Source organism: Amycolatopsis sacchari, from assembly GCF_900114035.1.
In the GTDB taxonomy this organism is placed as follows: Bacteria; Actinomycetota; Actinomycetes; order Mycobacteriales; family Pseudonocardiaceae; genus Amycolatopsis_E; species Amycolatopsis_E sacchari.
In genome coordinates this window covers 1-23,611 of sequence record NZ_FORP01000006.1, presented here as the reverse complement: position 1 = coordinate 23,611, position 23,611 = coordinate 1, and the positions used below count along the sequence as shown (strand labels likewise).

Sequence of the window (23,611 nt, the reverse complement as noted above, 5' to 3'; positions counted from 1 at the left end):
CTAACATCGGAGGCATGACGTACTTGTCGCCGCTCCTCGAGGCTCCTGGCGCGGTCGCCGCCCCGGACGGCAACCCGGAACAGGGGGTGCCCTGGCACTGGGGTGACCCGTTCGCCGAGCAGCGCACCGCCACCCGCGGTGTCGCCGTCGTGGACCGCTCGCACCGCGAGGTGCTGAAGGTGGCGGGGCCGGAGCGGTTGTCGTGGCTGCACCTGGTGATCTCGCAGCACGTCACGGAACTCGCCGAGGGCAGCGGCACCGAGGCGCTGGTGCTCGACAGCCAGGGCCACATCGACACGCACATGGTCCTCGCCCACGTCGGCGAGGCCGTGTACCTCGACTCCGACCCGGGCGCGAAGGCGACGAGCGCGTTGCCGAAGGGCGGGCCGCAGACGCTGCGCGAGTACCTGGAGGCCATGAAGTTCTGGTCGAAGGTCGAGATCTCCGACGTCACGGGTGAGCTCGCGGTGCTGACCCTGCTGGGCCCGGAGACCGACCGCGTGCTGTCCGCTTTGGACATTTCGCTGGGCGCGGAGCCGTACGCGGTGTCGCCGCTGGAGGGCGGGTTCGCCCGGCGGATGCCGTGGCCGGGGCGGTCGAGCGTGGACCTCGTGGTGCCGAGGGCTGAGCTGGCCGGCTGGTGGCGGCGGATCACCGACGCGGGCGCGCGCCCGGCGGGCAGCTGGGCGTTCGACGCGCTGCGCGTCGAGTCGCTGCGGCCCCGAATGGGCGTGGACACCGACGAGCGCACCATCCCGCACGAGGTCGGCTGGATCGGCTCGGCCGCGCACGTCGCGAAGGGCTGCTACCGGGGGCAGGAGACGGTGGCGAAGGTCTTCAACGTCGGCCGTCCCCCGCGCCTGATGGTGCTGCTGCACCTCGACGGTTCGCCCGAGGTCTACCCGGAGACCGGGGACCCGGTGCGCCTCGGCGAGCGGGTGGTGGGCCGCGTCGGCAGCGTGGCGCAGCACCACGAGCTGGGCCCGGTGGCGTTGGCGCTGCTCAAGCGGTCGACGCCGATGGAAGCTGAACTGCTGGCTGGCGACGAGGACAGGGTGGTGCAGGCTGCCATCGACCCGGACTCGGTACCGGTCGAACACGTGGGTGCGGGCCGGGAGGCCGCGGCGCGGCTGCGGGGCTGACCCGCCCTGGCGTCACGCCGCCCGATGGAGCAGGATGTGCGCGTGATCGAAGTCCGGCCGGGTGGACGTCGTCGCATCGACCGCGTCCTGGACCCCGCCTACGTGCGCGACCCCGGCGCGCTCTCGCTGGAGGAGCTGCGGGAGCGGCGGGACGAGGCCGCGCAGGAGGAGACGGACCTGTCGTACCTGCGCCGGCTCCTGCACGCCCGCATCGACATCGTGAAGGCCGAGCAGCGGCGGCGCAGCACCGGCGGGCAGAGCAGCATCGTGGACCAGCTGGCCACCATCCTGTCCGACAACGCGCTGCGGCCACGGGGTTCGGGGCGGCACCAGCCGCTGGAGCCGTCGCGGGCCGGCGAGCACCGGCGGCAGGCGGAGGCGCTGGTCGGCAACTCGGACCTGACCGACGTGGGCGCGCTGTCGGACGAGAAGCTGGCCGAGACCCTGCGCGTGTACGGCGAGGAGGAGTCCTCGGTGTCGGCCCGCCGCCGTGAGGTGCAGGCGGTGGTCGACCTGTTCAACTCGGAGATCGCCACGCGGTACCGCGACCGGGTGGCCTCGGTGGACGACCTGCTGGCCGCGGAACGAGCCCGCGACGAGGATTGAATCCTGGGGCCCTGCTTGGGGGCCACCCTGCTCGCGTCGTGCTGCTAGTTGAAGTGTTCCCGTGCTGCCAGCTCGCTCCAGTACTCGCGGAGGTCGTTGAACAGCTCTGCCAGTTGCTCGACGTTGCCGGTGCGCAGGGCGTCCAGGATGCTGTGCACCTCTTCGGCCGAGGTGTCCGACTCGAGGATCGGGTCGGCGATCAGCTGCACGAGGCCGCCGTAGTCGAGCTCGACCGCTGAGCGCGGGTCGAAGTTCGTCAGCCAGCGCTCGGTCTCCTCCAGGATCCTCGCCGGACCCGAATCGCCGAGGGTGTTCTCGACCAGTTCCCTCGCCTCCGCCGCGCGGGTCAGCGCGTCGGACATCGAGACGCGCCACGACAACTCGCGTGCCGGGTCGTCCTGGCCGGTGCCGAGGTTCAGCCTGCGCTCCGCCGGGTCGACGAGTGCGAACCACGGCAGCGGCACCGTCCACGTCGTCGACAGGACGTGCACCGCGGCCTTCGGCAGGCCGCCCAGCGCCGCCGTCGTCCTGGAGCGCACCTTCTCCGGCGTCACCCCGCTCGCGTCGAGGACCGTCGCGGCGAGCGCGGGTGGCGCGTCCCCCAGGAAGCCGACCAGCGCGGCCGCCGAGCGGGCCCGCAGTTCCAGCGGGCACACCAGCGGACCCGGGCCGACCTCGCCGGGCACGTCTTCCGGGTCGAGCACCAGGACGTCGGTTCCGGTGCTGGGCGCGGGCTTGCCGTTGGCCAGCTCGGCGGGCAACAGCCGCACCGGCACGGCCACCTGTGATTTGAGCCACATGCACTGCTCGCGCTCGCCCACCGTGGCCCGCGACAGCGTCGCCGCCTCGACCGCCTTCTCCAGCTGCTCAGAAGGGGGTTCGCCGAAGGCGGACAGGGGCTCGTACACCCTCAGGTAGGCCACGATCGGTCGGAGCACGGTTGAATCGTGGCACGTCGGCGGACTTCCCGGTGCACCGACCACGCGAACCCGGAGAGACACTCGCCACGAGAGGAGATGCCACGTCGCATTCTCCCCCTCTGACAAGGTACGGTGTGGACAGGAAATAGTTGTCGAACGATACGGGGCCGCCGTTTCCCCCGGCCGCCCCGTCCCTGTGCGAGGGGGTCGAGCCATGGGGCGCGGCCGGGCTAAGGCCAAGCAGACGAAGGTGGCGCGGGAGCTCAAATACAGCACTCACGACACGGACTTCGATGCTTTGCAGCGCGAGCTGTCAGGTAAATCCTCTCAGAACTCCCACGACGAGGACGACAAGTACGAGGACCCGTACGCGGACGAGTACGACGACTACCGTCGTTGACGTCCGACGAGGCACGAGGGTGGGCTCCGGGGAGCTTCCGGAACCCGCCCTCGTTCCTCGTGGTGCCCTGGGTCGGTTGACCGGCGCCTCGCGGACACCTCGCTGCGAGGCCACCTGAACAAGGAGGTTTTCGTGGCGGACATCCAGCGCGTCGGTGTGGTCGGCGCCGGGCTCATGGGCTCGGGGATCGCGGAGGTGCACGCGCGAGCGGGTGCCGACGTCGTCGTCACCGAGGTCAGCCAGGCAGCGCTGGACGCCGGTCGTGGGCGCATCGAGAAGTCGCTCCAGCGTGCCGTCCGCAGCGGCAAGCTCGCCGAGTCCGACCTCGAAGCCGTCCTGGGCAGGCTGCGGTTCACCACGGAACTGGAGTCCTTCGCCGACCGTGACCTCGTCGTGGAAGCCGTCGTGGAGAACGAGGCCGCGAAGGTCGACATCTTCCGCTCGCTGGACAAGGTGGTGCGGCGGCCGGACGCGATCCTCGCCTCCAACACGTCGTCGATCCCCATCGTGAAGCTGGCGCGCGCCACCGAGCGGCCCGCACAGGTCCTCGGCATCCACTTCTTCAACCCGGTGCCCGTGCTGCCGCTCGTCGAGCTGGTGCCGTCGCTGCTGACCAGCGAGGAAACGGTCAAGCGCGCCGAGGAGCACGCCACCGCCATGCTCGGCAAGACCGTGATCCGCGCGCAGGACCGCGCCGGCTTCATCGTCAACGCCCTGCTGGTGCCGTACCTGCTCTCCGCCATCCGGATGGTCGAGTCCGGCTTCGCCACCGCCGAGGACATCGACCGCGGCATGGAGAAGGGCACCGCGCACCCGATGGGCCCGCTGCGGCTGTCCGACCTGATCGGCCTCGACACGGTCAAGTTTATCGCCGACTCGATGTACGAGGAGTTCAAGGAGCCGCTGTACGCGGCGCCGCCGCTGCTGCTGCGCATGGTGGACGCGGGGCTGCTCGGCAAGAAGAGCGGCCGCGGCTTCTACAGCTACGAGTGAGCATGGACGAGCAGCTGCGCATCGGTCTCGTCGGCGCCGGGCCGTGGGCCCACGGGGTGCACGCGCCGGGCATCGCCGACCACCCGGGAACGACGCTGACCACGGTCTGGGCCCGCCGTCCCGACGCCGCCCGCGAACTCGCCGAAAGCCACGGCGCTTCGGTGTCCTCGACGCTGGAGGAGCTGCTGGGCCAGGTGGACGCGGTCGCGTTCGCGGTGCCACCCGCCGTGCAGGCCGAGCTGGCGCTCGAAGCCGCCAAGGCGGGCAAGCACGTGATCCTGGAGAAGCCGATCGCGCCGGACCTGGCCGCGGCGGAACAGCTCACCGACGCCGTGGTGTCCGCCGGGGTGGCGAGCCTGGTCGTGTTCACGCTGCGGTACGCGGTGGAGACACGCGAATGGCTCGAAGACCTGGCGGCCGTCGGCGGTTGGACCGGCGGCGGCGCGCGCTGGCTGTCGGGTGCGCTGCTGGCCGGGCCGTACAGCGCGTCGCCGTGGCGGCACGACAGCGGTGCGCTGGCGGACGTCGGCCCGCACGTCGTCGATCTGCTCGACGCGGCACTGGGCCCGATCACCGACGTCCTGGCCGCGCACCGGTCGCCGCAGGACCTGTGGCAGCTCGTGTTCGCGCACGAGGGCGGGGCGACGAGCACCGCGACCCTGTCGATGAACCTGCCGATCGAGCCTTCGGTCACCGAGATCGCGGTCTACGGCGAGCACGGCTACCGCGCGCTGCAGCGGCGCCCGGTGCCCGGCGTGGAGCGCTTCACCGCGCTGCTCGACGACTTCGCCGCGATGATCGCCACCGGCACCACCACGCACCCCTGCGACGTCCGCCGGGGTCTGCACGTCCAGCGCATCCTGCACCGCGTGCTCCAGGTCGCCGGGGCCTGAGCCGCGGCGACCCGGAGCGGGGCGGTCAGCTCACCGCGGCGGCGAAGGCGCCGACCTCGTAGGAACCGCCCTGCTGGTGCACGATCACGGCGAGCCGGTTGGCCGCGTTGATCAGCGCGACCAGGCACACCAGCGCGGCGACCTGGTCGTCGTCGTAGTGCTTGCGCACCTGCGCCCAGGTCTCGTCCGACACGCCGGGCGACGCGTCGGCCAGGCGGGTGCCCTCCTCGGCCAGTGCGAGCGCGGCGCGCTCGGCCTCGGTGAACACGGTCGACTCGCGCCAGGTGGCGACGAGGCTGAGCCGGACCGCGGTCTCGCCGGCGGCCGCGGCCTCCTTGGTGTGCATGTCGGCGCACCAGCCGCAGCCGTTGATCTGGCTGGCCCGCAGCGAAACCAGCTCCTGCGTGGCGCGCGGCAGCGTCGAGTTGTGCAGCACCAAGCCGGTGTTGGCGAACCGCTTGGTGAACTTGCCGGCGATCTCGTTGCTGAACAGGTCGAACCGGGGTTCCATCGCTTCCGTCCTCACTTCGTGTTCCGTTCCGGACGACCACCAGATGCCGGCCGCGGATCGGGTGTGACAGTGACGGGCGCCACAGCGAACCGGTGTCACAGGAAGGCGGGGACCGGTATCTGGTGGGTATGGACGAGCGCGCGAACCCCGCCACCGAGGCGTTCCTGGCCCACCGGAACCTGCTGTTCACCGTCGCCTACGAGATGCTCTCCTCCGCCGCCGACGCGGAGGACGTGCTGCAGGAGACGTGGCTGCGGTGGACCGGGGTCGACCAGGAGACCGTGCGGGACCAGCGCGCGTACCTGGTCCAGATCACCACCCGCCAGGCGTTGGGCCGGTTGCGGACGCTGGGCCGCCGCAAGGAGTCCTACGTCGGGACCTGGCTCCCCGAACCGCTGCTCACCGCGCCGGACGTCGCCGAGGACGTCGAGCTGGCCGACCACGTCTCGATGGCGATGCTGCTGGTGCTGGAGACGCTCACGCCGACCGAACGCGCGGTGTTCGTGCTGCGTGAGGTGTTCGCGCTGGACTACGACGAGATCGCCGGAGCCGTCGACAAGAGCCAGGCCGCGGTCCGCCAGATCGCCCACCGGGCGAGGGAACACGTCGCGGCGCGGCGGCCGCGCGGTGACGTCTCGGCAGCTCAAGCCCGCAGCGCCCTCGAAGCGTTCCAGCGGGCGACCGAGACGGGGGACCTGCGCGGGCTGCTCGACGTCCTCGCGCCCGACGTCGTGTTCCTCGGCGACGGCGGCGGGATCAAGCAGGCCGTGCCGCGGCCCGTCGTCGGGGCCGACAAGGTGGCGCGCCTGCTCGTCGCCGGGCTGCCGCGGCTCGCGGAACTGGGGACGCTGCGGCCTGCCCAGGTCAACGGCTATCCCGCACTCGTCTTCCAGCAGGACGGCGAGGTCGACACCGTGCTGGCGGTGCGCATCGACGACGGGAAGGTCACGGGGCTCTACGCCGTGCGCAACCCCGACAAGCTGTCGCACATGGACCGCGAGACCGCGCTGCGCCGCTGACCGTCAGTCGTCGAACCGGCCGCGCCGCCCGCGTTTGACCTCGCCGCGGCGCTTCTTCTCGGCGATCCGCCGCTCCTTCGAGCCGCGCGTCGGCTTGGTGGGGCGGCGTTTCGGGGGCGGCGGGGCGGCCGCGTCCCGCAGGACCGCGACCAGCCGCAGCCGGGCAGCCTCGCGGTTCGCCAGCTGCGCCCGCTGCTCGCTGGCCGCGATCGTCAGCACGCCGTCGGTCAGCCGGGACGCGAGCCGGGCGAGCAGCCGCGAGCGCAGGTCCTCCGGGACCGACGGCGACCGCGCGACGTCGAACGACAGCTCGACCCGCGAATCGGTGGTGTTGACGCCCTGCCCGCCCGGCCCCGAGGACCGCGAGAAGCGTTCACCCAGCTCACCCGGCGGGATCACGAACCGCCGGGTGACCACGAGATCGGCGTCGAGCGGCACGGCGGTCAGAAGCGGGGGTGGTCCCCGGACAGCACGGCACGCGGGCCGTCGCTGTCCTCGGCGGCCCGCACCTCGCCCAGCACCCACGCCGGCACGTGGCGCGCGGTGAGCACGGCGAGCGCGCGGTCGGCGTCCTCGGCGTCGAGCACCGCGACCATGCCGACGCCCATGTTGAACGTCTTCTCCATCTCGGCGCGCTCGACCTTGCCGCGCTGCGCGACGAGCGCGAACACCGGCGCCGGGGTCCACGTGTCGCGCGAGAGCTGGGCGACCAGCCCGCGCGGGATCACGCGCGCGAGGTTCGCCTCCAGGCCACCGCCGGTGACGTGCGCGAACGTCCGCACCTCCGCCTCCGCGGCGAGCGCGAGGCAGTCCTTGGCGTAGATCCGGGTCGGCTCCAGCAGCTCCTCGCCGAGGGTGCGGCCGAACTCCTCGACGTGGCCCTCCAGCGGCATCCGCGCGATCTCCAGCAGCACGTGCCTGGCCAGCGAGTAGCCGTTGGAGTGCAGCCCGGACGAGCCCATCGCGACGACGACGTCACCCGGCCGGACCCGGTCCGGGCCGAGCAGGTCGGCGGCCTCGACCACGCCGACGCCGGTGGCCGACAGGTCGTAGTCGTGCTCGCCCATCAGGCCGGGGTGCTCGGCGGTCTCCCCGCCCAGCAGGGCGCAGCCCGCCTGCACGCAGCCCTCGGCGATACCGCCGACCAGCGCCTCGATCCGCTTCGGCACCACCTTGCCGACGGCGATGTAGTCCTGCAGGAACAGCGGTTCGGCGCCGGTGACGACGAGGTCGTCGACCACCATCGCCACCAGGTCGATGCCCACCGTGTCGTGCTTGTCCAGCGCCTGCGCCACCGCGATCTTGGTGCCCACGCCGTCGGTCGAGGACGCCAGCACGGGCTCCTTCCACCGGTCGAGCTTCAGCGAGAACAACCCGGCGAACCCGCCGACCCCACCGAGGACCTCCGGCCTGCTCGCCCGCTCGGCGTGCGGTTTCAGCAGCTCGACGGCTTCGTCACCGGCTTCGATGTCGACACCGGCGGCGGCGTACGTGGCGTTCGTGGACTCGCTCACGGCAAGCGGACTCCAGACTCGGTTTTCGGCTCAGGGACGCCGGACGGCATCCCCAGCACCGTACCCGGCCTGGGTGACGGGCCGGGCCGGACCATCGGTCCCTTCGAGGCTTTCGAGGAGGTGCTTGCCGATGAGCGCGTCATCGGGCAGCGGGATCGGGTACTGGCCGCTGAAGCACGCCGTGCACAGCCGTGACTTCGGCTGCTCCGACGCGGCGATCAGCCCGTCCAGCGACACGTAGCCCAGCGAGTCGGCGCCGATCAGGCGGCGGATGCCGTCGAGGTCCGCGCCGTTGGCGACCAGTTCCGCCCGCGACGCGAAGTCGATGCCGTAGAAGCACGGCCAGCGCACCGGCGGCGACGCGATCCGCACGTGGACCTCCAGCGCGCCGGCCTCGCGGAGCATCCGCACCAGCGCGCGCTGGGTGTTGCCGCGGACGATCGAATCGTCCACCACGACCAGCCGCTTGCCGCGGATCACGTCGCGCAGCGGGTTCAGCTTGAGCCGGATGCCCAGCTGCCGGATGGTCTGCGACGGCTGGATGAACGTGCGGCCGACGTAGGCGTTCTTGACCAGGCCCTGCCCGTACGGGATGCCGGACTCCTGCGCGTACCCGATCGCCGCCGGGGTGCCGGATTCGGGCACCGGGATGACGAGGTCCGCGTCGACCGGGTTCTCCTGCGCCAGGCGCCTGCCGATGTCGACGCGGGTGGCGTGCACGCTGCGCCCGGCGATCGAGGTGTCCGGCCGCGCGAGGTAGACGTACTCGAAGATGCAGCCCTTGGGCTCGGGGGTGGCGAAACGCGAGGACCGCAGGCCCTCCGCGTCGATCGCGATCAGCTCGCCCGGCTCGACCTCGCGGACGAACGAGGCGCCGATGATGTCCAGTGCGGCGGTCTCGCTCGCGACGACCCAGCCGCGTTCGAGCCTGCCCAGCACCAGCGGGCGCACGCCGTGCGGGTCGCGGGCGGCATAGAGGGTCTCCTCGTCGGAGAACACCAGGCAGAACGCGCCGCGCAGCGTGGGCAGCAGCTCCAGCGCGGCGGCCTCGATGCCCTTGTCCGCGGCGGCCTGTGCCAGCAGCCCGCAGACCAGGTCGGAGTCGCTCGACGAACCGGTCAGCCCGGCGTGGGGTTTGACCCCCAGCTCGCGGGTGCGGTCACGCAGCTCCGCGGTGTTGACGAGGTTCCCGTTGTGGGCGAAGGACAGCCCGCTGCCGGTAGCCGTCGTGCGGAACATCGGCTGGGCGTTCTCCCACGTGGAAGAGCCGGTGGTGGAGTACCGGCAGTGCCCGACGGCGATGTGGCCCTGCAGCGAGGACAGCACCTGCTCGTCGAAGACCTGGCTGACCAGGCCCAGGTCCTTGAAGACCACGATCTGCTTGCCGTCCGACACCGAGATGCCCGCGGCTTCCTGGCCGCGGTGCTGGAGCGCGTACAGCCCGTAGTAGGCCATCTTCGCGACTTCTTCACCGGGTGCCCAGACCCCGAAGACGCCGCATTCTTCCCTGGGTTCGTTCTCGGGCTGGTCGATCGGACTGTGGTCGGAGGAAACCACGAATGTGCTCCCTGGAGACGAGGGCAGGCCGACTCAAGTGTAGGTGGATCCCGCCCCCGCCGAGATCACGGCCGACGTGACCTTCGGCTCCCTCACGAGGACGCGGCGAGCCACTTCGCGCGGCCGTGCTCCCCGGGAACCCAGCAGCCGGGGATGGGCTTCGCCCGGTCGGCGCCGTAGTCGTCGGCCAGCGCGAGCAGCTCGTCGAGCACGTCGTGGGCGGAGCCGCGGCAGCGCCACAGCAGCTTGCGGGGCGCGAGGACGTCCTGCTCGTCGCCGGGCAGGCGGGTCGCGACGGCGTCGTCCTCGGCGTCGAGCCGGATGACGTCGATCACGCAGCCGTGCGCGCGGATCCCGACGACGGTGACCACGTTGCCGTCCGCGTCACAGGGGTGGAGGAACTTGTAGCCGCGGTCGATGAGGTCCAGCAACCGCGCCTCGACGGAGGTCTGCTCAGCGGAGTACGTCATCGAACTCGCCGTCCTTCGCGCCCGCGACGAACGCGGCGATCTCGGCGCGGGTGTAGACGAGGGCGGGGCCGTCCGGGAAGCGCGAGTTGCGGACGGCGATCTCGCCGGAGCCGAGCTCGGCCACCTCGACGCAGTTGCCCATCGCACCGCTGCGCTTGCTCTTGCGCCAGCTGACACCGGCGATGTCGGTCGCCGGCATGCCGTTCGCGTATCGCTTCGCCATCGTCCGCAGCCTCCCCGATCGACTGGTCTGGTAGTGCAGATGCACGTGCATCTGAACGTGAAGGCGAAGCTACCAGTCAATGGGTGCACGGGTAAATGCACGAGTCGATGCACGTGCAGAAGTGGATACGGCCTGCGTACCACCGCCGGGTTAGGCCGTTCGATACCCACTCGGATGGGTGAAGAAATCGGCAGTCAGCGGCGAAGAGATCTAACCGAATGTCACGAAAAGGGTGACTAGATCTCCGCGATCCGCTTGATCAGCATCTGCCTGCTTCGATCGGGTGTTTCCGCGTCGACGGTGAGCCGGTCGAAGGCGCGGCCGTACAGTTCGAGCTCGTCGGGCTTCTCCAGGTAGCTGGCCCCGTTGAGGTGCTCGAGGTAGGCGATGTTCGGCAGTTCGGGCTCGGCGAACTGCAGCAGCGAGAAAGCGCTTTCGACCGCGTACCCGCTCATGTCGAAGGGCACGATCTGCAGCGAGATGGTGGGCAGCTTGATGACTTCGAGCAGGTGCTCCAGCTGCTCCTTGAGCACCGCCATCCCGCCGACCGGCCGGTACAGCACCGCTTCGTCGAGCACGGCCCACAACCGCGGCGGTTTCGGGCCGGTGAGCAGTTTCTGCCGCCGCATGCGGATCGCGACCCGGCCTTCGACACCCGGGTCCGCGGTGTCGGGGTTGCCGCGGGAGATCACCGCGCGGGCGTAGGACTCGGTCTGCAGCAGGCCGGGCACGAACATCAGCTCGTACGTGCGGATCCGCGTCGCGGCTTCTTCGAGGCCGATGTAGTTGTCGAACCAGTTGGGCAGCGTGTCGTTGAAGCTCCGCCACCAGCCGGGCTTGTTGGCCTGCTTGACCATCTCCACGGCCCACTCGCGCTCGGCGGGGTCGTGCACGCCGTACATGGTGAGCAGGTCGACCACGTCGCGTTCCTTGCAGCCGACGCGGCCCAGCTCCATCCGGGAGATCTTCGACTCGGAGGCGCGGATCTCCCACGCCGCCTGCGCCCGCGTGACCCCGGCGGCCTCCCGCAGCCTGCGCAGCTGGGTGCCCAGGATCATCCGCCGTGCCGTGGGGCCGGTACCCGGCTCGAAGCCGGAAGCGTCGACCGGAGCCATAGGACCTTCCTGAATTCGGGGAGCGGGAGAAAACACCCAGCATCCGAAGGTACACCGCGGCCGGACGCGGTCAAGTGCGCAGCAGGATTTACCAGCGCGACTTGCCCGATTACGCTACGTGGATCCGACCAGGCCGCCAGCACGAAACTCGACCGCCCGGGAGTGTGTCCCATGTCCGGTGCCACCGCCCCATACCCCAGTTCGGTTCCCGTCGGGGTCGACCCGAACCGCGCGAGCATCGCCCGGGTCTACGACGCGGCGCTCAACGGCAAGGACAACTACGAGATCGACCGCCAGGTCCTCGCGCAGGTCCGCACCGTCGCGCCCCAGGTCAACGACCTCGCGTGGGCCAACCGGGACTTCCTCATCCGGTCCTGCCGGTTCCTCGCCATGCAGGCGGGCATCGACCAGTTCCTCGACCTCGGCTCCGGCCTGCCGACGGCCGAGAACACCCACCAGGTCGTGCAGCGCGTCAACCCCGAGGCCCGCGTCGTCTACGCCGACAACGACCCGGTGGTGCTGGCGCACGGCCGCGCGCTGCTGGAGGAGAACGCGCAGACCCACCTCGTCGAGGCCGACATCTTCGACCCACCGCGGGTGCTGGAGCACGAGCTGGTCCGCAAGGAGCTGGACTTCTCGCGGCCCATCGCGTTGTTCCAGATCGGCACGCTGCACCACTACCTGGGCGACGACACCGCCGAGCTGATGCGTGCCTACGTCGACGCGCTGCCCTCGGGCTCGTACGTGGCCATCGCGCACTTCTTCGACCCCGAGAAGCCCGAGCTCAGCGAGCTGGCGCGGCAGATGGAGGAGAAGTTCGTGCACAGCCCCATGGGCAGCGGCCGGTTCCGCACCAGGGCCGAGATCCAGGCGATGTTCCCCGGGCTCGAGATGGTCGAGCCGGGCCTGGTGCTGTGCGACGACTGGTGGCCGGACGGCCCGCGGATCCAGCCGTTGAACGCCGTCCGCCAGTGCATCGTCGGCGGCGTCGGCCGCAAGCCTTAAGCGGGGACGATCGGTAACCAGTGCGAAAGGTCGGCCCGGGTGCCGGAGGCGGTGACCCGGCCGGCCTCGACCGCGTCCGTCCACTTGAGACGGCCGGTGGCGAGCTCCAGCCACGTGCGTGGATCGGTCTCCACCACGTTCGGCGGGGTGCCCCTGGTGTGCCGGGGGCCCTCGACGCACTGCACGGCGGCGAACGGCGGCACGCGGACCTCCACGCTTTTTCCCGGCGCGTCCTCGGCGAGTGCGCGTAGGCTGAGCCGCACCGCGGCGGCCAGCGCGGGCCGCAGCGGTTTCTCCTCCTTCCCGCTCAACCAGGCGGACATCGCCGTCACCGCGGCACGTAACTCTGCGGGGTCGACCGAACGCGAAGTGGGCATGGGGGAACAGTAGAGTGATGGCCAGTACGAAGGCACGCGAAACGTGGGGTTGAACATGGCGCAGCGGGACGAAGCAGACCGGCTCGTACCGAATCCCCAGACCACCGCCAGGCTCGGCAAGCCGAAGATCACCGAGGAGATGCGCGCCAACGCCAGGGCCAACCCGAACAGCTGGCTCTACGTGATCGACGAGGCCTTCGACCCCAACGGTCCCGTGCCCTCCTGGGCCGTCGTCGGCGCGTACCCGGTGAACGGCCGCGGCATGATCGTCGAGGACTTCCACCCCAACGACCGGTACCGCCCCTCGCCCAAGGCGCTCGGCTTCCCCGAGCCCGCCAACGAGCTCGAGCGGCTGCTGCAGCTGGTCCGCACCAACCACCGCCCGGCGGAGGACCTGCCGCCGGTGATCCTCGACGCCACGCTGTTCGTGTACGCGATGTCGCCGTTGCAGCGCACGGTCATCGGGTTCCACAACACCGACGGCCGGGTCATGGTGCCCGCCTACACGTCCAAGTCGCTGGTGCCGCGGGAGTGGCCGCACGCGCGGGCGGTGCTGGGCCGGGACATCGTGCCGCTGCTCGCCGGCCACCCGGTGACGATCAACCCCCACGACGTCGTCACCGCCGTGGTGCCTGCCGAACACCTCGTTCAGGCGCTGGCGCGTGAGGGTCAGCGGTAACGCGCGCAGCAGGACACGCCGGTCGTCACTCCGATGAGTGACATCCGATTCGCATACTGTGCTCGATAGAGGCATGGTTGCTCCCTGAGGGAGAGGGGAGTTGCCGTGCGTTCCTGGAAGACACGGCTGCGCTGGGGTGCGGCCCTGTGCCTGACCGGTGCCCTGACCACCGGGTTCGCCCCCGAAGCCGCCGCGGCCGACTACAGCAAGGCGGGCACCACGTCCGCCGGCTCGCAGATCGCCCGCGTCGAGGGCGTGGGGGCCGCCCCCGCGTACCAGCAGCTGGGCGGCACGCTCGGGCACGACGTCAGCGGCCACCAGGGCGCCGTCGACTGGGGCGGTGCGTGGCAGGCGGGCGGCCGGTTCGTCTACGTCAAGGCCACCGAAGGCACGGGGTACGTCAACCCGCAGTTCGCCCAGCAGTACAACGGCTCGTACGCGGTCGGCATGACCCGCGGGGCGTACCACTTCGCGAGGCCCGACCTGTCCTCCGGCGCCGCGCAAGCCGACTACTTCCTCGACCACGGCGGCGGCTGGTCGGCCGACGGCCGGACCCTGCCCGGCGCGCTCGACGTGGAGTACAACCCGTACGGCGACGCGTGCTACGGCAAGGACGCGGCCGCGATGAGCGCGTGGATCGCCGACTTCTCGGCCACCTACCGCACGCGCACCGGCAGGCTGCCGACGATCTACACGTCGACCCGCTGGTGGAACCAGTGCACCGGCGGCAACACGGGCTTCGGCGCGAACCCGCTGTGGGTGGCCCGGTACAACGCCGAGCTGGGCGCGCTGCCGTCCGGCTGGCCCCGGCAGGCGATCTGGCAGTTCGCCGACCGCGGCACGCTGCCCGGCGACCAGAACCTCTTCGACGGCAGCGCCGACCGGCTCCGGGACTTCGCGCTCGGGCTGTGACGGAAGCCCTGCTCAGCCGTGCTCTAGACCAACGGGAGGACGACGAAAGTCGGCTCTCACGGTCGCGACGTGCGTAAATTCCTGACCTGACCCAGGAATTTCCCGGAAGTGAGTGACAAGTCGGCATGTCGTCATAAAGAATCCGCTCGGGCGGCCTCCCTGCACCAGGCCGCCCGCATCGCGAGGGCAACCGAAAGGGACACGACCATGCCGATTTCCGGGAGAAGACGGCGGCTCAGCGCGCTCTCCTGCGCGGCGGCGATTGCCGCCCTTGTGCCGGGACTGCTCGCTCCCCAGGCTGAGGCGATGGACTCGACGAACGAGTACGTCGCGCAGCACGACCACGAGATGGGCTCGCAGATCCGGCGCGTCGAAGGTGATCAGTCCACTCCGGACACGAAGGCGGCGGCACGGCGGCCGCAGGGGGTGAACGTCGACGGCGTCGTCGCCACCGCGACCGTGTCGGGCATCGACGTCAGCGGTCACCAGGGCAACGTCGACTGGGCGAGCTACTGGAACCAGGGGATCCGGTTCGCCTACGTCAAGGCCACCGAGAGCGTCGACTACACCAACCCGTACTTCGCGCAGCAGTACAACGGCTCGTACGGCGTCGGGATGATCCGCGGGGCCTACCACTTCGCCACCCCGGACACCTCGTCCGGCGCGGCGCAGGCCAACTACTTCGTGGACCACGGCGGCGGCTGGTCGCCCGACGGCCGGACGCTGCCCGGTGCGCTCGACATGGAGTACAACCCCTACGGTTCGACCTGCTACGGCAAGTCGAAGAGCGCCATGACGGCGTGGATCAAGGACTTCAGCGACACCTACCACGCGCGCACGAACAAGTACCCCACCATCTACACGTCCACGAGCTGGTGGGGCCAGTGCGTGGACGGCGACTTCAGCTCGACCAACCCGCTGTGGGTCGCCCGGTACTCCTCCAGCGTGGGGACCCTGCCCTACAACTGGGGCTTCTACACGTTCTGGCAGTACAGCTCCAGCCCCGTCGACCAGGACGTCTTCAACGGCGCCTACGACCGGCTGGTGGTGCTGGCGACGAATTCCGACTGAGCAACGTTTCGGTCGACAGGGGCTTCCGGTCACACGGACCAGAAGCCCCTTTCGCGTATTTTCCGGGAACCAGGCCCGGGGCAGGCACGTCCGAGCGGGCGAAGTGACTTGCGAAAGGCGAAGCCGATGACCTACCCACCGCAGCCGGGCCAGCCGGACTACGGACAGCAGCCGGGTCCGTACGGGCAGCAACCGGAAGGCTCCGGGCAGCAGCCCGGCTACCCGTCCTCCGGTGGTTTCCCGCAGCAGCCGGGACAGCCGCAGTACGGGCAGCAGCCCGGGTACGGCCAGCAGCCGGGGTACGGTCAGCCGCAGTACGGGCAGCAACAGCCGTACGGGGGCGAGGGTTACACGCAGCCCTACCCCGCCTACGACCCGTCCGGCGGTGGTCAGTACCCGCCGCCGCCCGGGCAGTACCCGCCGGGGGTGTACGGGCAGCAGCCGCCGCCGTCCGGCGGGGGCCGCAAGGGGCTGTGGATCGGCTTGAGCATCGGCCTCGTGGTGGTGCTGGCGGCGCTGGGCATCACCGGGTTCTGGAAGCCGGGGTTCTTCGTCGGCGGTGGCGGCGACTCCGGGCCGCAGACCCTCGCGCAGTCCATTGTGGATGGTCTGAACCAGCACGACAAGGCGGGGCTGAAGGCGCTGGTCTGCGCCAACGCGGAGTCCGACGTCAACGACGCGATCGACGAGGTCGAGGACGTCTCCACCGCGAAGCTCACGAGCGTGCAGACCAACGGTGACAAGGCGACGGTGGTCGCGGCGGTCACCGCCTCCGACACCACCGGCACCGCGACCGGCGGGCTGGAGAAGCAGAACGGCAAGTGGTGCTGGCACGACCTGGCGCTCAAGGCCGACAAGGCGTCGAGCCGGACGGTCACGCCGCCGTCGTCGCGCCGCAGCGCCACCAGCAGCAGCCGGCCGTCGAGCAGCGGCGGCAGCATCGCCTCGGACGCCTACAAGGTGACGACCCAGAGCTTCGTGGACAAGGTCAACGGGAAGGACAGCGCCGGTGCGATGGCGCTGGTGTGCCAGGACAACGTCTCCGAGGTGCAGCCCAATGTCGACAAGGCGGTCTCGGGCGGCTCGCAGCTGACCGCGAACGTCTCGGGCATCGAGGGGATCGGCTTCGGCAGCGTCCGTGGCACCGTCGGCGGCCAGCAGGTGACCGGCTTCATCTCGACCGACGAGGTCGGCGACCAGGCCTGCATCGACTCGTTCGACCTCTACTGAGCCGGCTTCATGCGGCCGAGGCCGGGGGTCCTCGGCCGCATGACCAGTGCCGCCACGTAGTACGTGCAGGGCGCGTCGGAGTGGTTGGCGTAGGAGAGCGTGACGTCGGCGGCGAGGTACAGGGAGTCGCCTTCGCCGAGGATCACCACCTCGCCGTCGATGGTCAGCGTCAGCGTGCCGTCCAGCACGACGATGAACTCGTGGGAACCGGTGGCGTACGGCGGGTACGTGCCCGCCTCGCAGTCCGGCGGCAGCGTCGAACGGATCCATTCGAAGTTCACCCCGGGCACGACGGGGGTCAGGACCGTGCGCTGCCAGCCGCCGGGTTCGTGCACGGTGTCCTGCTCGGCGGCGCGGCGGAGGATCCGGCGGGCCGGCTGGGTGATCAGCTGCGCCAGCGGCAGTCCGAGCCCCGTCGCGATCCGGTCGAGGACCACGATCGTCGGAGCCTTCGCCCCTCGTTCGACTGAGGACAGCATGCTCACGCTCACCTCGGAGCGTTCGGCCAGAGCCTGCAGGGTCAGGCCCCGTTCCAGACGGGCGGCCTGGACGCGTTCCCCGAGGGCGACAAGATCCATGTATTCTATAGTAGTGGCAGATTCCGCTATAGTGAAATCAGCGTCCGCGGCTGACCTTCCGGCAGTCGCGGAGATCTACGCGCACTACGTCGAGCACAGCGTGGCCACCTTCGAGCTGGAGCCGCCGGACCTCGCCGAGTGGGAGCGCCGTTTCGCGGCCGTGACCGGTGCGGGCCTGCCGTTCCTGGTGGGCGAGCTGGACGGCGCCGTCGCCGGTTACGCCTACTGTTCGCCGTGGAAGCCGCGCCCCGCCTACCGGCAGACGGTGGAGGACTCGATCTACCTCGCGCCGGACGCCGTCGGCAAAGGCCTCGGCGGGCTGCTGCTCGACGAGCTGCTCAGCCGGTGCGGGGCGGCGGGCATCCGCGAGGTGATCGCGGTGATCGCCGCCCCGGGACCGGGCAACGTCTCGTCGTCGCTGCACCGCCGACGGGGTTTCACCGACGCGGGCAGGCTGACCGCGGTCGGCTACAAGCACGGCCAGTGGCTGGACACCCAGCTGATGCAGCGTTCCCTCGTGCCGCGCTGATCAGCCGAACAGCTTGGGCAGCGTGCCCTCCCACGCCTCACGCAGCTCGGCGAGCGGGAAGGACGTCACGCCCTGGATCTCCAGCGCGCCGGACTCCGGGTCGACCACACCGGTCTTGCGCCACGGCAGGCCGCGCGCGGTGCACATCTCGGTGAACCGCAGCTCCTCGGTCCGCGGCACCGCCACCAGCACCCGGCCCGACGACTCGGAGAACAGCTGCACGAACGGGTCCACGTCCTCGTCGAGGACGATCCGGGCACCGCACTGGCCGACCAGCACGGTCTCCACCAGTGTCTGCGCGAGCCCGCCGTCGGACAGGTCGTGCGCGGCCGAGATCATGCCGTCCCGCGAGCCGGCGACCAGGACCTCGGCGAGCAGCCGCTCGCGCTCCAGGTCCACCTTCGGCGGCCGCCCGCCGAGGTGGTCGTGGACCACCTGCGCCCACGCGGAGCCGTCGAGCTCGTCGTGCGTCTCGCCGAGCAGCAGCAGCGTCTCCCCGGCCTCGGCGCCGATCCCGGTCGGGATGCGGCGCTTCACGTCGTCGATCACGCCGAGCACACCCACCACCGGGGTGGGCAGGATCGCCGTGTCGCCGGTCTGGTTGAAGAAGCTGACGTTGCCGCCGGTGACCGGGATGCCCAGCTGCGCGCAGCCGTCGGCGAGGCCGTGCACGGCCTGCTCGAACTGCCACATCACGCCGGGATCGGTGGGGGCCCCGAAGTTCAGGCAGTTCGTGACGGCCACCGGCGTCGCGCCGCTGGTCGCCACGTTGCGGTAGGACTCGGCGAGCGCGAGCTGCGTGCCGAGGTACGGGTCCAGGTAGACGAAGCGGGCGTTGCAGTCGGTCGACACGGCCACGCCGCGGCCGGTCTTCTCGTCGATCCGGATCAGGCCGGAGTCGGCGGGCTGCGCGAGCACGGTGTTGCCGCGCACGTAGCGGTCGTACTGCTCGGTGACCCAGTCCTTCGACGCCTGGTTCGGCGACGAGATCACGCGCAGGATGGTCTCCCGCAGCTCCTCGGGGGTGCTGGGGCGGGCCAGCCCCGCCGTGGTGCTCGCCTGCAGGGTGTCCTGAGTGGACGGACGGACGACGGGCCGGTCGTACACCGGGCCCTGGTGCGCGACGGTGCGCGGCGGCACGTCCACGACGGTCTCGCCGTGCCAGGTGATCACCAGGTGGTCGCCGTCGGTGACCTCGCCGATCTCCGTGGCGATGACGTCCCACTTGCGGCAGACCGCGAGGAACTCCTCCACTTTGGACGGTTCGACGACGGCGCACATGCGTTCCTGCGACTCGCTCGACAGGATCTCCGCCGGGCTCATCCCGGTGGCGCGCAGCGGAACGCGGTCCAGCTCGATGCGCATCCCGCCGTCACCGGCCGCGGCCAGCTCCGACGTGGCGCACGAAAGCCCGGCACCGCCGAGGTCCTGGATGCCGACCACGAGCTTCTCGGCGAACAGTTCGAGGCAGCACTCGATGAGCACCTTCTCGGTGAACGGGTCGCCGACCTGGACGCTGGGCAGCTTCTTGCGGCCGCCGGCGGACTCCTCGCCGGAGAACGTGTCGCTCGCCAGCACGGACACGCCGCCGATGCCGTCGAGCCCGGTCCGCGCGCCGAAGAGGATGATCTTGTTGCCGGTACCGGAGGCGAAGGCGAGGTGCAGGTCCTCGGTGCGCATTGCGCCGACGCACATCGCGTTCACCAGCGGGTTGCCGGCGTAGCTCGGGTCGAACACGACCTCGCCGCCGATGTTCGGCAGGCCGAGGCAGTTGCCGTAGCCCGCGACGCCGGCGACCACGCCGGGCAGCACGCGGCGGGTGTCCGGCGCGTCGGCGGGGCCGAAGCGCAGCGCGTCGGCGACCGCGAGCGGGCGCGCGCCCATCGCGAGGATGTCGCGCACGATGCCGCCGACTCCCGTCGCCGCGCCCTGGTAGGGCTCCACATAGGACGGATGGTTGTGGCTCTCCACCTTGAACGTGACGGCCCAGCCGTCGCCGATGTCGACGACGCCGGCGTTCTCGCCGATACCGGCGAGCATCCTGGCCTTCATCTCGGGCGTGGTGGTCTCGCCGAAGTAGCGCAGGTGCTTCTTCGAGGACTTGTACGAGCAGTGCTCGCTCCACATCACCGAGTACATGGCGAGCTCGGCGTCCGTGGGGCGGCGGCCGAGGATCTCCCGGATGCGGGCGTACTCGTCCTCGGCGAGGCCGAGCTCGCGGTAGGGCTGCGGGGTCTCCGGAGTGGCTGCGGCGCGGGCGGTGGTGTCGATGACCAGGGCTTCCGTCACCAGACCAGGGTAGCTTGACGGGAAATTCGGTCGACCTGGACACGGGGCCTCCATACCGTTTGCAGAATGCGTCTGCCGTCCCGGCTCACCCCCTTGCGCTTCCTCGGCGCCCTGCTCAGGGCCCGGCCCTTGCTGGCCGTGGCCGCCTGTGTGCTGGGCGCGGTGTGGTTGCTGCCGGGCGCGCTGCTGCCGTTGGTGATCGGAAACACGGTCACCGCGATCGCCCGCGGTGAACGGATCTGGGGCCAGATCGTGCTCGTCGCGGGCCTCGGCGTGGTGCAGGCGGTCTTCGGCGGGGCGTTGATCTTCGCGGTGCACACGACCTGGCTGCACGGCTCCTCGACCGCGCAGCGGCTGATCGCCGACCACACCGCGCGCCTCGGCGCGTCGCTGCGTGCCCAGGCGGCGACGGGGAACGTGATGGCCCTCTCCTCCAGCGACATCGGCCGGATCGGCAACGTCCTCGAGGTGGGGCCCAGGATGTTCGGGTCCGTCGTGGCGTTCCTCACGGTCAGCGTCGTGCTGCTGTTCTCCTCGCCGCTGCTCGGTGCGGTGGCACTGGTCGGGGTGCCGGTCGCGGTGCTGGGCATGGGCCGGCTCGTCGCCCCGCTCCAGCGCCGCAAGGGCGAGCAGCGGGAGGAACTGTCCGAGGTGAACTCCATCGCCTCGGACATCGTGTCCGGCCTGCGGATCCTGCGGGGCATCGGTGGCGAACGGCAGTTCGCGCAGCGGTTCCGCGGCGCGAGCCAGCGGGTGCGGCTGGCCGGGGTCGGGGTGGCCCGCAGCGACTCGTGGCTCGTGGGTGCCGAGGTCCTGCTGCCCGGACTGGTGACCGTCGCGATCACGTGGCTCGGTGCGCGGCTGGCCGTGGCGGGCACGATCGGGGTCGGCGAGCTGGTCACGTTCTACGCCGCGTCGGCGTTCCTGGTGGTCCCGGTGAGCACGGCGACGGAGTTCGCGAACGCCTTCACCTCGGGGCTGGTGGCGGCCCGCAAGATCTGCGGCGTGCTGGCGCTGCGCCCGGTGCTGGCCGAGCCGGAGCGGCCGGTCGCGCTGCCGGAAGGGCCGCTGGAACTGCACGACAGCGAGACCGGCTTCACCGCCGTGGCGGGCAAGTTGACGGTGATCGACGCGGGGAAGCGGGCGGAGGAGCTCGCGGAGCGGATGGCGCGCTTCGCGGACGCGGCGCCCGGCGAGCGCGTGCTGGTGTCGGGAGTTCCCGCCGACCAGGTGGCGCTGAGCGAGCTGCGGTCGCGGGTGGTCTACGCGCACAACCAGGACCTGTGGTTCTCGGGTCCGTTGCGGGAGCAGCTGGTGCCGGAGGAACGGGCGGAGGCGGCGCTCGCCGCGGCCGACGCCGGCGACATCGTGGCCGGTTTCCCCGACGGGCTGGACGAGGTGATCGGCGAGCGGGGCCGCGAGGTCTCCGGCGGGCAGCGGCAGCGGCTGAGCCTCGCACGGGCGCTCGCGCTCGACGCGGACGTGCTGCTGCTCGACGAACCGACGTCGGCGGTGGACACGCACACCGAGGCGCGGATCACCGAGCGGGTCGCGGAACTGCGGAGGGGCAGGACGACGGTGGTGTTCACGGAGAGTCCGTTGTGGACGGTCGTGGCGGATGAGGTGATCTCGTGCCGGTGAAGCTGCCGCTCGCGACAACGCGGGCGGCGAGGGCGTGGCTGCGCACCACGGTGCGCACGCACCGCGGGGCGTTCGCCGGGGTGATCGGGCTGTTCGGCCTGGCCTCCGTGGCGGGCCTCGTGGGGCCGCAGATCCTGGGCAGGCTGGTGGACTCCGTGGTCGCGGGGCACGCGAACATCGAGGCGCTTGCGCTGCTGTTCGTCGTCGTGCTGGTGGTGCAGGCGACGCTGAAGCGGCTCGCCAGGGTGCGCGCGGGGATGCTGGGTGAGCGCGTGCTGGCCGAGACGCGCGAGTCCTTCGTGGGCGAAGCGCTGAAGCTGCCGTTGAGCACGGTGGAGGCCGCGGGCACGGGCGACCTGCTCAGCCGCGCGACGACCGACGCCGACCGGGTGGACCACGCCGTCCGCAACGGGGTGCCGGAGATCGTCGTGTCCACCGTGACCGTGGCGTGCACGGTGGTCGCGATGGTCGTCACGTCGCCGCTGCTGTCGCTCGCGTTGCTGGTCGTCGTGCCGGTGCTGTACCTGTCGTGCCGGTGGTACTGGACCCGCGTGCCCAGGACGATCGAGCGGATGCTCAGCGGGTGGGCCGACGTGCAGACGCAGCTGCACGAGACGGCGGACGGCGCCCGCACGGCGGAGGCCCTGGGTCTGGTCGAGCGCCGCGTCGCGCTGGGCAGGCGGGCGCTCGCGGACGCGGTCGGGCGCGAGCGTGAGCTGCGGAGCCTGTCCGTGCGGTGGGTGCCGTGGATGCAGCTGTCCCAGGTGCTGCCGATCGCGGTGATGCTGCTGCTCGGCGCGTGGGCGTACGGGCGGGGGCTCGTCGGGCTGGGCGTGGTGACGACGATGGTCGTGTACGTCCAGGCGCTCGCGGGGCCGCTGGAGGAGCTGCTGTGGTGGACCGAGGACGTGCTGGTGTCGGGCACCGCGCTGCGGCGGATCATCGGGGTCCGCGGCAGCGACGAGCGGCGGCGGGACGGGCGCCCGCACGGCCGGGAGATCGTGGTGCGCGGGGTGCGGTACGGGTACTCCGCGGACCGCGAGGTGCTGCACGGCATCGACCTGCGCGTACCGCCTGGCGAGCGGCTGGCGATCGTCGGGCCGTCAGGTGCGGGGAAGTCGACGCTCGGCAGGCTGCTCGCGGGGGTGGCGGCGCCGGGAGCCGGTTCGGTGACGATCGGCGGGGCGGAGGTGTCGACGCTGCCGGAGGACGTGCTGCGTGGTGAGGTGCTGCTGCTGACGCAGGAACAGCACGTGTTCGCGGGCACGCTGCGGGAGAACCTGACACTGCCCGCGGGCGAGTGGCAGGACGCCGACCTGGTGAGGGCGCTGGAAGCCGTGGGGCTGCGGGGGTGGTTCGACGGGCTGCCGGACGGGCTGGACACGCGGCTCGGGGCCGGGGCGCTGGCAGTGCCTGCTGCGGTCGCGCAGCAGCTCGCGCTGGCCCGGGTCGTGCTGGCCGACCCGCACACGGTGGTGCTGGACGAGGCGACGTCGCTGTTGGACACGTCGTCGGCGCGGCAGTTGGAGCGGTCGTTGAGCGGGGTGCTGGCCGGGCGGACAGTGATCGCCATCGCGCATCGGCTGCACACCGCGGCGGCCGCTGATCGGGTGGCTGTCGTGGAGGACGGGCGGATCAGCGAGCTGGGGTCGCACGCTGAACTTCTCTCCACTGACGGGGCCTACGCTCGGCTGGTGGCTGCGGCTTCTGTGGATGTTTGAGGGGTGACGGGTGGGCGGCCGGTGCCGGTCGCCGTGCGGGCTGCCGGTTCACCGCCCTTCGTCGCTGATCGTTTTACGGCGGGGCGGCCGCGTCAAGGGCGCCTCAGTGTGAGGGTGTGGGTGGGCTGTGGCTTGGTGGTTATGGTCCGGTTTGGTTGCGTGGTGACTGGCAAGGGCGCTGCCGCCGTGTGGGGTTGGCTTGGCCAGGAAGTGTCC

The 23,611-nt window shown here is 71.1% G+C and carries 25 protein-coding genes; 14 read left to right on the top strand and 11 right to left on the bottom strand.

Annotated elements, in window-relative coordinates; all coding sequences use genetic code 11:
• The first annotated feature begins 14 nt into the window (after positions 1-14).
• Both ygfZ and BMZ92_RS12215 read left to right on the top strand, forming a co-directional pair.
• On the top strand, positions 15-1,142 hold the full coding sequence (ygfZ, locus tag BMZ92_RS12220) for a CAF17-like 4Fe-4S cluster assembly/insertion protein YgfZ (protein ID WP_091506323.1): 1,128 nt from the start codon (positions 15-17) through the stop codon (positions 1,140-1,142).
• 42 nt (positions 1,143-1,184) lie between these two features.
• On the top strand, positions 1,185-1,748 hold the full coding sequence (locus BMZ92_RS12215; protein ID WP_091507031.1) for an RsiG family protein: 564 nt from the start codon (positions 1,185-1,187) through the stop codon (positions 1,746-1,748).
• A gap of 44 nt (positions 1,749-1,792) precedes the next feature.
• Here the strand turns inward: BMZ92_RS12215 and BMZ92_RS12210 are convergent, their stop codons facing one another.
• Complete coding sequence (locus BMZ92_RS12210) at positions 1,793-2,686, bottom strand: DUF8083 family protein (RefSeq protein WP_091506322.1); 894 nt, start codon at positions 2,684-2,686, stop codon at positions 1,793-1,795.
• A 196-nt stretch (positions 2,687-2,882) separates the two neighbouring features.
• Between BMZ92_RS12210 and BMZ92_RS12205 the strand changes: the two genes are divergently transcribed.
• The 3 genes from BMZ92_RS12205 to BMZ92_RS12195 all read left to right on the top strand — a co-directional run bounded on the left by BMZ92_RS12205 (position 2,883) and on the right by BMZ92_RS12195 (position 4,954).
• Positions 2,883-3,068 (top strand): DUF3073 domain-containing protein, encoded by a 186-nt coding sequence (locus BMZ92_RS12205; RefSeq protein ID WP_091506319.1) that lies wholly within the window; start codon positions 2,883-2,885, stop codon positions 3,066-3,068.
• A gap of 132 nt (positions 3,069-3,200) precedes the next feature.
• Positions 3,201-4,061 (top strand): 3-hydroxybutyryl-CoA dehydrogenase, encoded by an 861-nt coding sequence (locus BMZ92_RS12200; RefSeq protein ID WP_091506318.1) that lies wholly within the window; start codon positions 3,201-3,203, stop codon positions 4,059-4,061.
• 2 nt (positions 4,062-4,063) lie between these two features.
• The gene (locus tag BMZ92_RS12195) at positions 4,064-4,954 is read left to right on the top strand and encodes a Gfo/Idh/MocA family protein (RefSeq protein WP_091506315.1); all 891 of its coding nucleotides are present in this window, start codon (positions 4,064-4,066) and stop codon (positions 4,952-4,954) included.
• 25 nt (positions 4,955-4,979) lie between these two features.
• On the opposite strand, the gene BMZ92_RS12190 is transcribed toward BMZ92_RS12195, so the two are convergent.
• The gene (locus BMZ92_RS12190; protein WP_091506313.1) at positions 4,980-5,465 is read right to left on the bottom strand and encodes a carboxymuconolactone decarboxylase family protein; all 486 of its coding nucleotides are present in this window, start codon (positions 5,463-5,465) and stop codon (positions 4,980-4,982) included.
• A 128-nt stretch (positions 5,466-5,593) separates the two neighbouring features.
• On the opposite strand from BMZ92_RS12190, the gene BMZ92_RS12185 reads away from it, so the two are divergent.
• Positions 5,594-6,484 carry an RNA polymerase sigma-70 factor gene (locus tag BMZ92_RS12185; protein ID WP_091506311.1) on the top strand — a complete coding sequence of 297 codons (891 nt, stop codon included), beginning with the start codon at positions 5,594-5,596 and terminating at the stop codon, positions 6,482-6,484.
• 3 nt (positions 6,485-6,487) lie between these two features.
• On the opposite strand, the gene arfB is transcribed toward BMZ92_RS12185, so the two are convergent.
• The 6 genes from arfB to BMZ92_RS12155 form a co-directional block, all read right to left on the bottom strand.
• Positions 6,488-6,922, bottom strand: coding sequence for an alternative ribosome rescue aminoacyl-tRNA hydrolase ArfB (arfB, locus tag BMZ92_RS12180; RefSeq protein ID WP_091506308.1), 435 nt, complete (start codon positions 6,920-6,922; stop codon positions 6,488-6,490).
• 5 nt (positions 6,923-6,927) lie between these two features.
• Positions 6,928-7,998 (bottom strand): phosphoribosylformylglycinamidine cyclo-ligase, encoded by a 1,071-nt coding sequence (gene purM / locus BMZ92_RS12175; RefSeq protein ID WP_091506305.1) that lies wholly within the window; start codon positions 7,996-7,998, stop codon positions 6,928-6,930.
• 30 nt (positions 7,999-8,028) lie between these two features.
• The gene (purF, locus tag BMZ92_RS12170) at positions 8,029-9,555 is read right to left on the bottom strand and encodes an amidophosphoribosyltransferase (RefSeq protein WP_091506302.1); all 1,527 of its coding nucleotides are present in this window, start codon (positions 9,553-9,555) and stop codon (positions 8,029-8,031) included.
• A gap of 92 nt (positions 9,556-9,647) precedes the next feature.
• Positions 9,648-10,025 carry a hypothetical protein gene (locus tag BMZ92_RS12165; RefSeq protein ID WP_091506300.1) on the bottom strand — a complete coding sequence of 126 codons (378 nt, stop codon included), beginning with the start codon at positions 10,023-10,025 and terminating at the stop codon, positions 9,648-9,650.
• Positions 10,009-10,248, bottom strand: coding sequence for a DUF397 domain-containing protein (locus BMZ92_RS12160; protein ID WP_091506298.1), 240 nt, complete (start codon positions 10,246-10,248; stop codon positions 10,009-10,011). The genes BMZ92_RS12165 and BMZ92_RS12160 overlap by 17 nt, the downstream gene beginning before the upstream one ends.
• Before the next feature lie 236 nt (positions 10,249-10,484).
• Positions 10,485-11,363, bottom strand: coding sequence for a helix-turn-helix domain-containing protein (locus BMZ92_RS12155; protein ID WP_091506296.1), 879 nt, complete (start codon positions 11,361-11,363; stop codon positions 10,485-10,487).
• Positions 11,364-11,534: 171 nt separating this feature from the next.
• On the opposite strand from BMZ92_RS12155, the gene BMZ92_RS12150 reads away from it, so the two are divergent.
• Positions 11,535-12,368, top strand: coding sequence for an SAM-dependent methyltransferase (locus tag BMZ92_RS12150; protein ID WP_091506293.1), 834 nt, complete (start codon positions 11,535-11,537; stop codon positions 12,366-12,368).
• Here BMZ92_RS12150 and BMZ92_RS12145 read toward each other — a convergent pair.
• Positions 12,365-12,745, bottom strand: a complete 381-nt coding sequence (locus BMZ92_RS12145; RefSeq protein WP_091506290.1) for a sterol carrier family protein — start codon at positions 12,743-12,745, stop codon at positions 12,365-12,367. The two genes, BMZ92_RS12150 and BMZ92_RS12145, sit on opposite strands and share 4 nt — an antisense overlap.
• A gap of 55 nt (positions 12,746-12,800) precedes the next feature.
• Here BMZ92_RS12145 and BMZ92_RS12140 point away from each other — a divergent pair, with 55 nt between their 5' ends.
• The 4 genes from BMZ92_RS12140 (at position 12,801) to BMZ92_RS12125 (ending at position 16,637) form a co-directional block, all read left to right on the top strand.
• Complete coding sequence (locus BMZ92_RS12140; protein ID WP_143249854.1) at positions 12,801-13,424, top strand: type VII secretion system-associated protein; 624 nt, start codon at positions 12,801-12,803, stop codon at positions 13,422-13,424.
• Positions 13,425-13,550: 126 nt separating this feature from the next.
• Entirely contained in the window at positions 13,551-14,336 is a 786-nt protein-coding gene (locus tag BMZ92_RS12135; RefSeq protein ID WP_091507026.1) for a lysozyme, read from the top strand.
• Positions 14,337-14,543: 207 nt separating this feature from the next.
• Positions 14,544-15,407, top strand: a complete 864-nt coding sequence (locus BMZ92_RS12130; RefSeq protein WP_091506289.1) for a lysozyme — start codon at positions 14,544-14,546, stop codon at positions 15,405-15,407.
• Positions 15,408-15,533: 126 nt separating this feature from the next.
• The gene (locus BMZ92_RS12125; protein ID WP_091506286.1) at positions 15,534-16,637 is read left to right on the top strand and encodes a hypothetical protein; all 1,104 of its coding nucleotides are present in this window, start codon (positions 15,534-15,536) and stop codon (positions 16,635-16,637) included.
• Here BMZ92_RS12125 and BMZ92_RS12120 read toward each other — a convergent pair.
• Positions 16,631-17,215, bottom strand: coding sequence for a helix-turn-helix domain-containing protein (locus tag BMZ92_RS12120; RefSeq protein WP_091506283.1), 585 nt, complete (start codon positions 17,213-17,215; stop codon positions 16,631-16,633). The genes BMZ92_RS12125 and BMZ92_RS12120 overlap by 7 nt on opposite strands.
• On the opposite strand from BMZ92_RS12120, the gene BMZ92_RS12115 reads away from it, so the two are divergent.
• Positions 17,214-17,744 (top strand): GNAT family N-acetyltransferase, encoded by a 531-nt coding sequence (locus BMZ92_RS12115; protein ID WP_091506281.1) that lies wholly within the window; start codon positions 17,214-17,216, stop codon positions 17,742-17,744. The two genes, BMZ92_RS12120 and BMZ92_RS12115, sit on opposite strands and share 2 nt — an antisense overlap.
• Here BMZ92_RS12115 and purL read toward each other — a convergent pair whose 3' ends face one another.
• On the bottom strand, positions 17,745-20,033 hold the full coding sequence (purL, locus tag BMZ92_RS12110; protein WP_245783020.1) for a phosphoribosylformylglycinamidine synthase subunit PurL: 2,289 nt from the start codon (positions 20,031-20,033) through the stop codon (positions 17,745-17,747).
• Positions 20,034-20,099: 66 nt separating this feature from the next.
• Between purL and BMZ92_RS12105 the strand changes: the two genes are divergently transcribed.
• Positions 20,100-21,674: an ABC transporter transmembrane domain-containing protein gene (locus BMZ92_RS12105; protein WP_091506277.1), complete on the top strand. Its 1,575-nt coding sequence runs from the start codon at positions 20,100-20,102 to the stop codon at positions 21,672-21,674.
• The gene (locus tag BMZ92_RS12100; RefSeq protein ID WP_091506275.1) at positions 21,665-23,395 is read left to right on the top strand and encodes an ABC transporter ATP-binding protein; all 1,731 of its coding nucleotides are present in this window, start codon (positions 21,665-21,667) and stop codon (positions 23,393-23,395) included. The genes BMZ92_RS12105 and BMZ92_RS12100 overlap by 10 nt, the downstream gene beginning before the upstream one ends.
• The last annotated feature ends 216 nt before the right edge of the window (positions 23,396-23,611 follow it).

What these genes read in the sequence shown, in the direction of transcription:
- BMZ92_RS12165 (WP_091506300.1), bottom strand. Translation starts at nt 10,025, where the DNA reads ATGACGTACTCCGCTGAGCAGACCTCCGTCGAGGCGCGGTTGCTGGAC.
- BMZ92_RS12130 (WP_091506289.1), top strand. Translation starts at nt 14,544, where the DNA reads ATGCCGATTTCCGGGAGAAGACGGCGGCTCAGCGCGCTCTCCTGCGCG.
- BMZ92_RS12190 (WP_091506313.1), bottom strand. Translation starts at nt 5,465, where the DNA reads ATGGAACCCCGGTTCGACCTGTTCAGCAACGAGATCGCCGGCAAGTTC.
- BMZ92_RS12115 (WP_091506281.1), top strand. Translation starts at nt 17,214, where the DNA reads ATGTATTCTATAGTAGTGGCAGATTCCGCTATAGTGAAATCAGCGTCC.
- BMZ92_RS12155 (WP_091506296.1), bottom strand. Translation starts at nt 11,363, where the DNA reads ATGGCTCCGGTCGACGCTTCCGGCTTCGAGCCGGGTACCGGCCCCACG.
- BMZ92_RS12195 (WP_091506315.1), top strand. Translation starts at nt 4,064, where the DNA reads ATGGACGAGCAGCTGCGCATCGGTCTCGTCGGCGCCGGGCCGTGGGCC.
- BMZ92_RS12145 (WP_091506290.1), bottom strand. Translation starts at nt 12,745, where the DNA reads ATGCCCACTTCGCGTTCGGTCGACCCCGCAGAGTTACGTGCCGCGGTG.
- BMZ92_RS12105 (WP_091506277.1), top strand. Translation starts at nt 20,100, where the DNA reads ATGCGTCTGCCGTCCCGGCTCACCCCCTTGCGCTTCCTCGGCGCCCTG.
- ygfZ (WP_091506323.1), top strand. Translation starts at nt 15, where the DNA reads ATGACGTACTTGTCGCCGCTCCTCGAGGCTCCTGGCGCGGTCGCCGCC.
- BMZ92_RS12125 (WP_091506286.1), top strand. Translation starts at nt 15,534, where the DNA reads ATGACCTACCCACCGCAGCCGGGCCAGCCGGACTACGGACAGCAGCCG.
- BMZ92_RS12150 (WP_091506293.1), top strand. Translation starts at nt 11,535, where the DNA reads ATGTCCGGTGCCACCGCCCCATACCCCAGTTCGGTTCCCGTCGGGGTC.
- BMZ92_RS12140 (WP_143249854.1), top strand. Translation starts at nt 12,801, where the DNA reads ATGGCGCAGCGGGACGAAGCAGACCGGCTCGTACCGAATCCCCAGACC.
- BMZ92_RS12205 (WP_091506319.1), top strand. Translation starts at nt 2,883, where the DNA reads ATGGGGCGCGGCCGGGCTAAGGCCAAGCAGACGAAGGTGGCGCGGGAG.
- BMZ92_RS12120 (WP_091506283.1), bottom strand. Translation starts at nt 17,215, where the DNA reads ATGGATCTTGTCGCCCTCGGGGAACGCGTCCAGGCCGCCCGTCTGGAA.
- BMZ92_RS12160 (WP_091506298.1), bottom strand. Translation starts at nt 10,248, where the DNA reads ATGGCGAAGCGATACGCGAACGGCATGCCGGCGACCGACATCGCCGGT.
- BMZ92_RS12185 (WP_091506311.1), top strand. Translation starts at nt 5,594, where the DNA reads ATGGACGAGCGCGCGAACCCCGCCACCGAGGCGTTCCTGGCCCACCGG.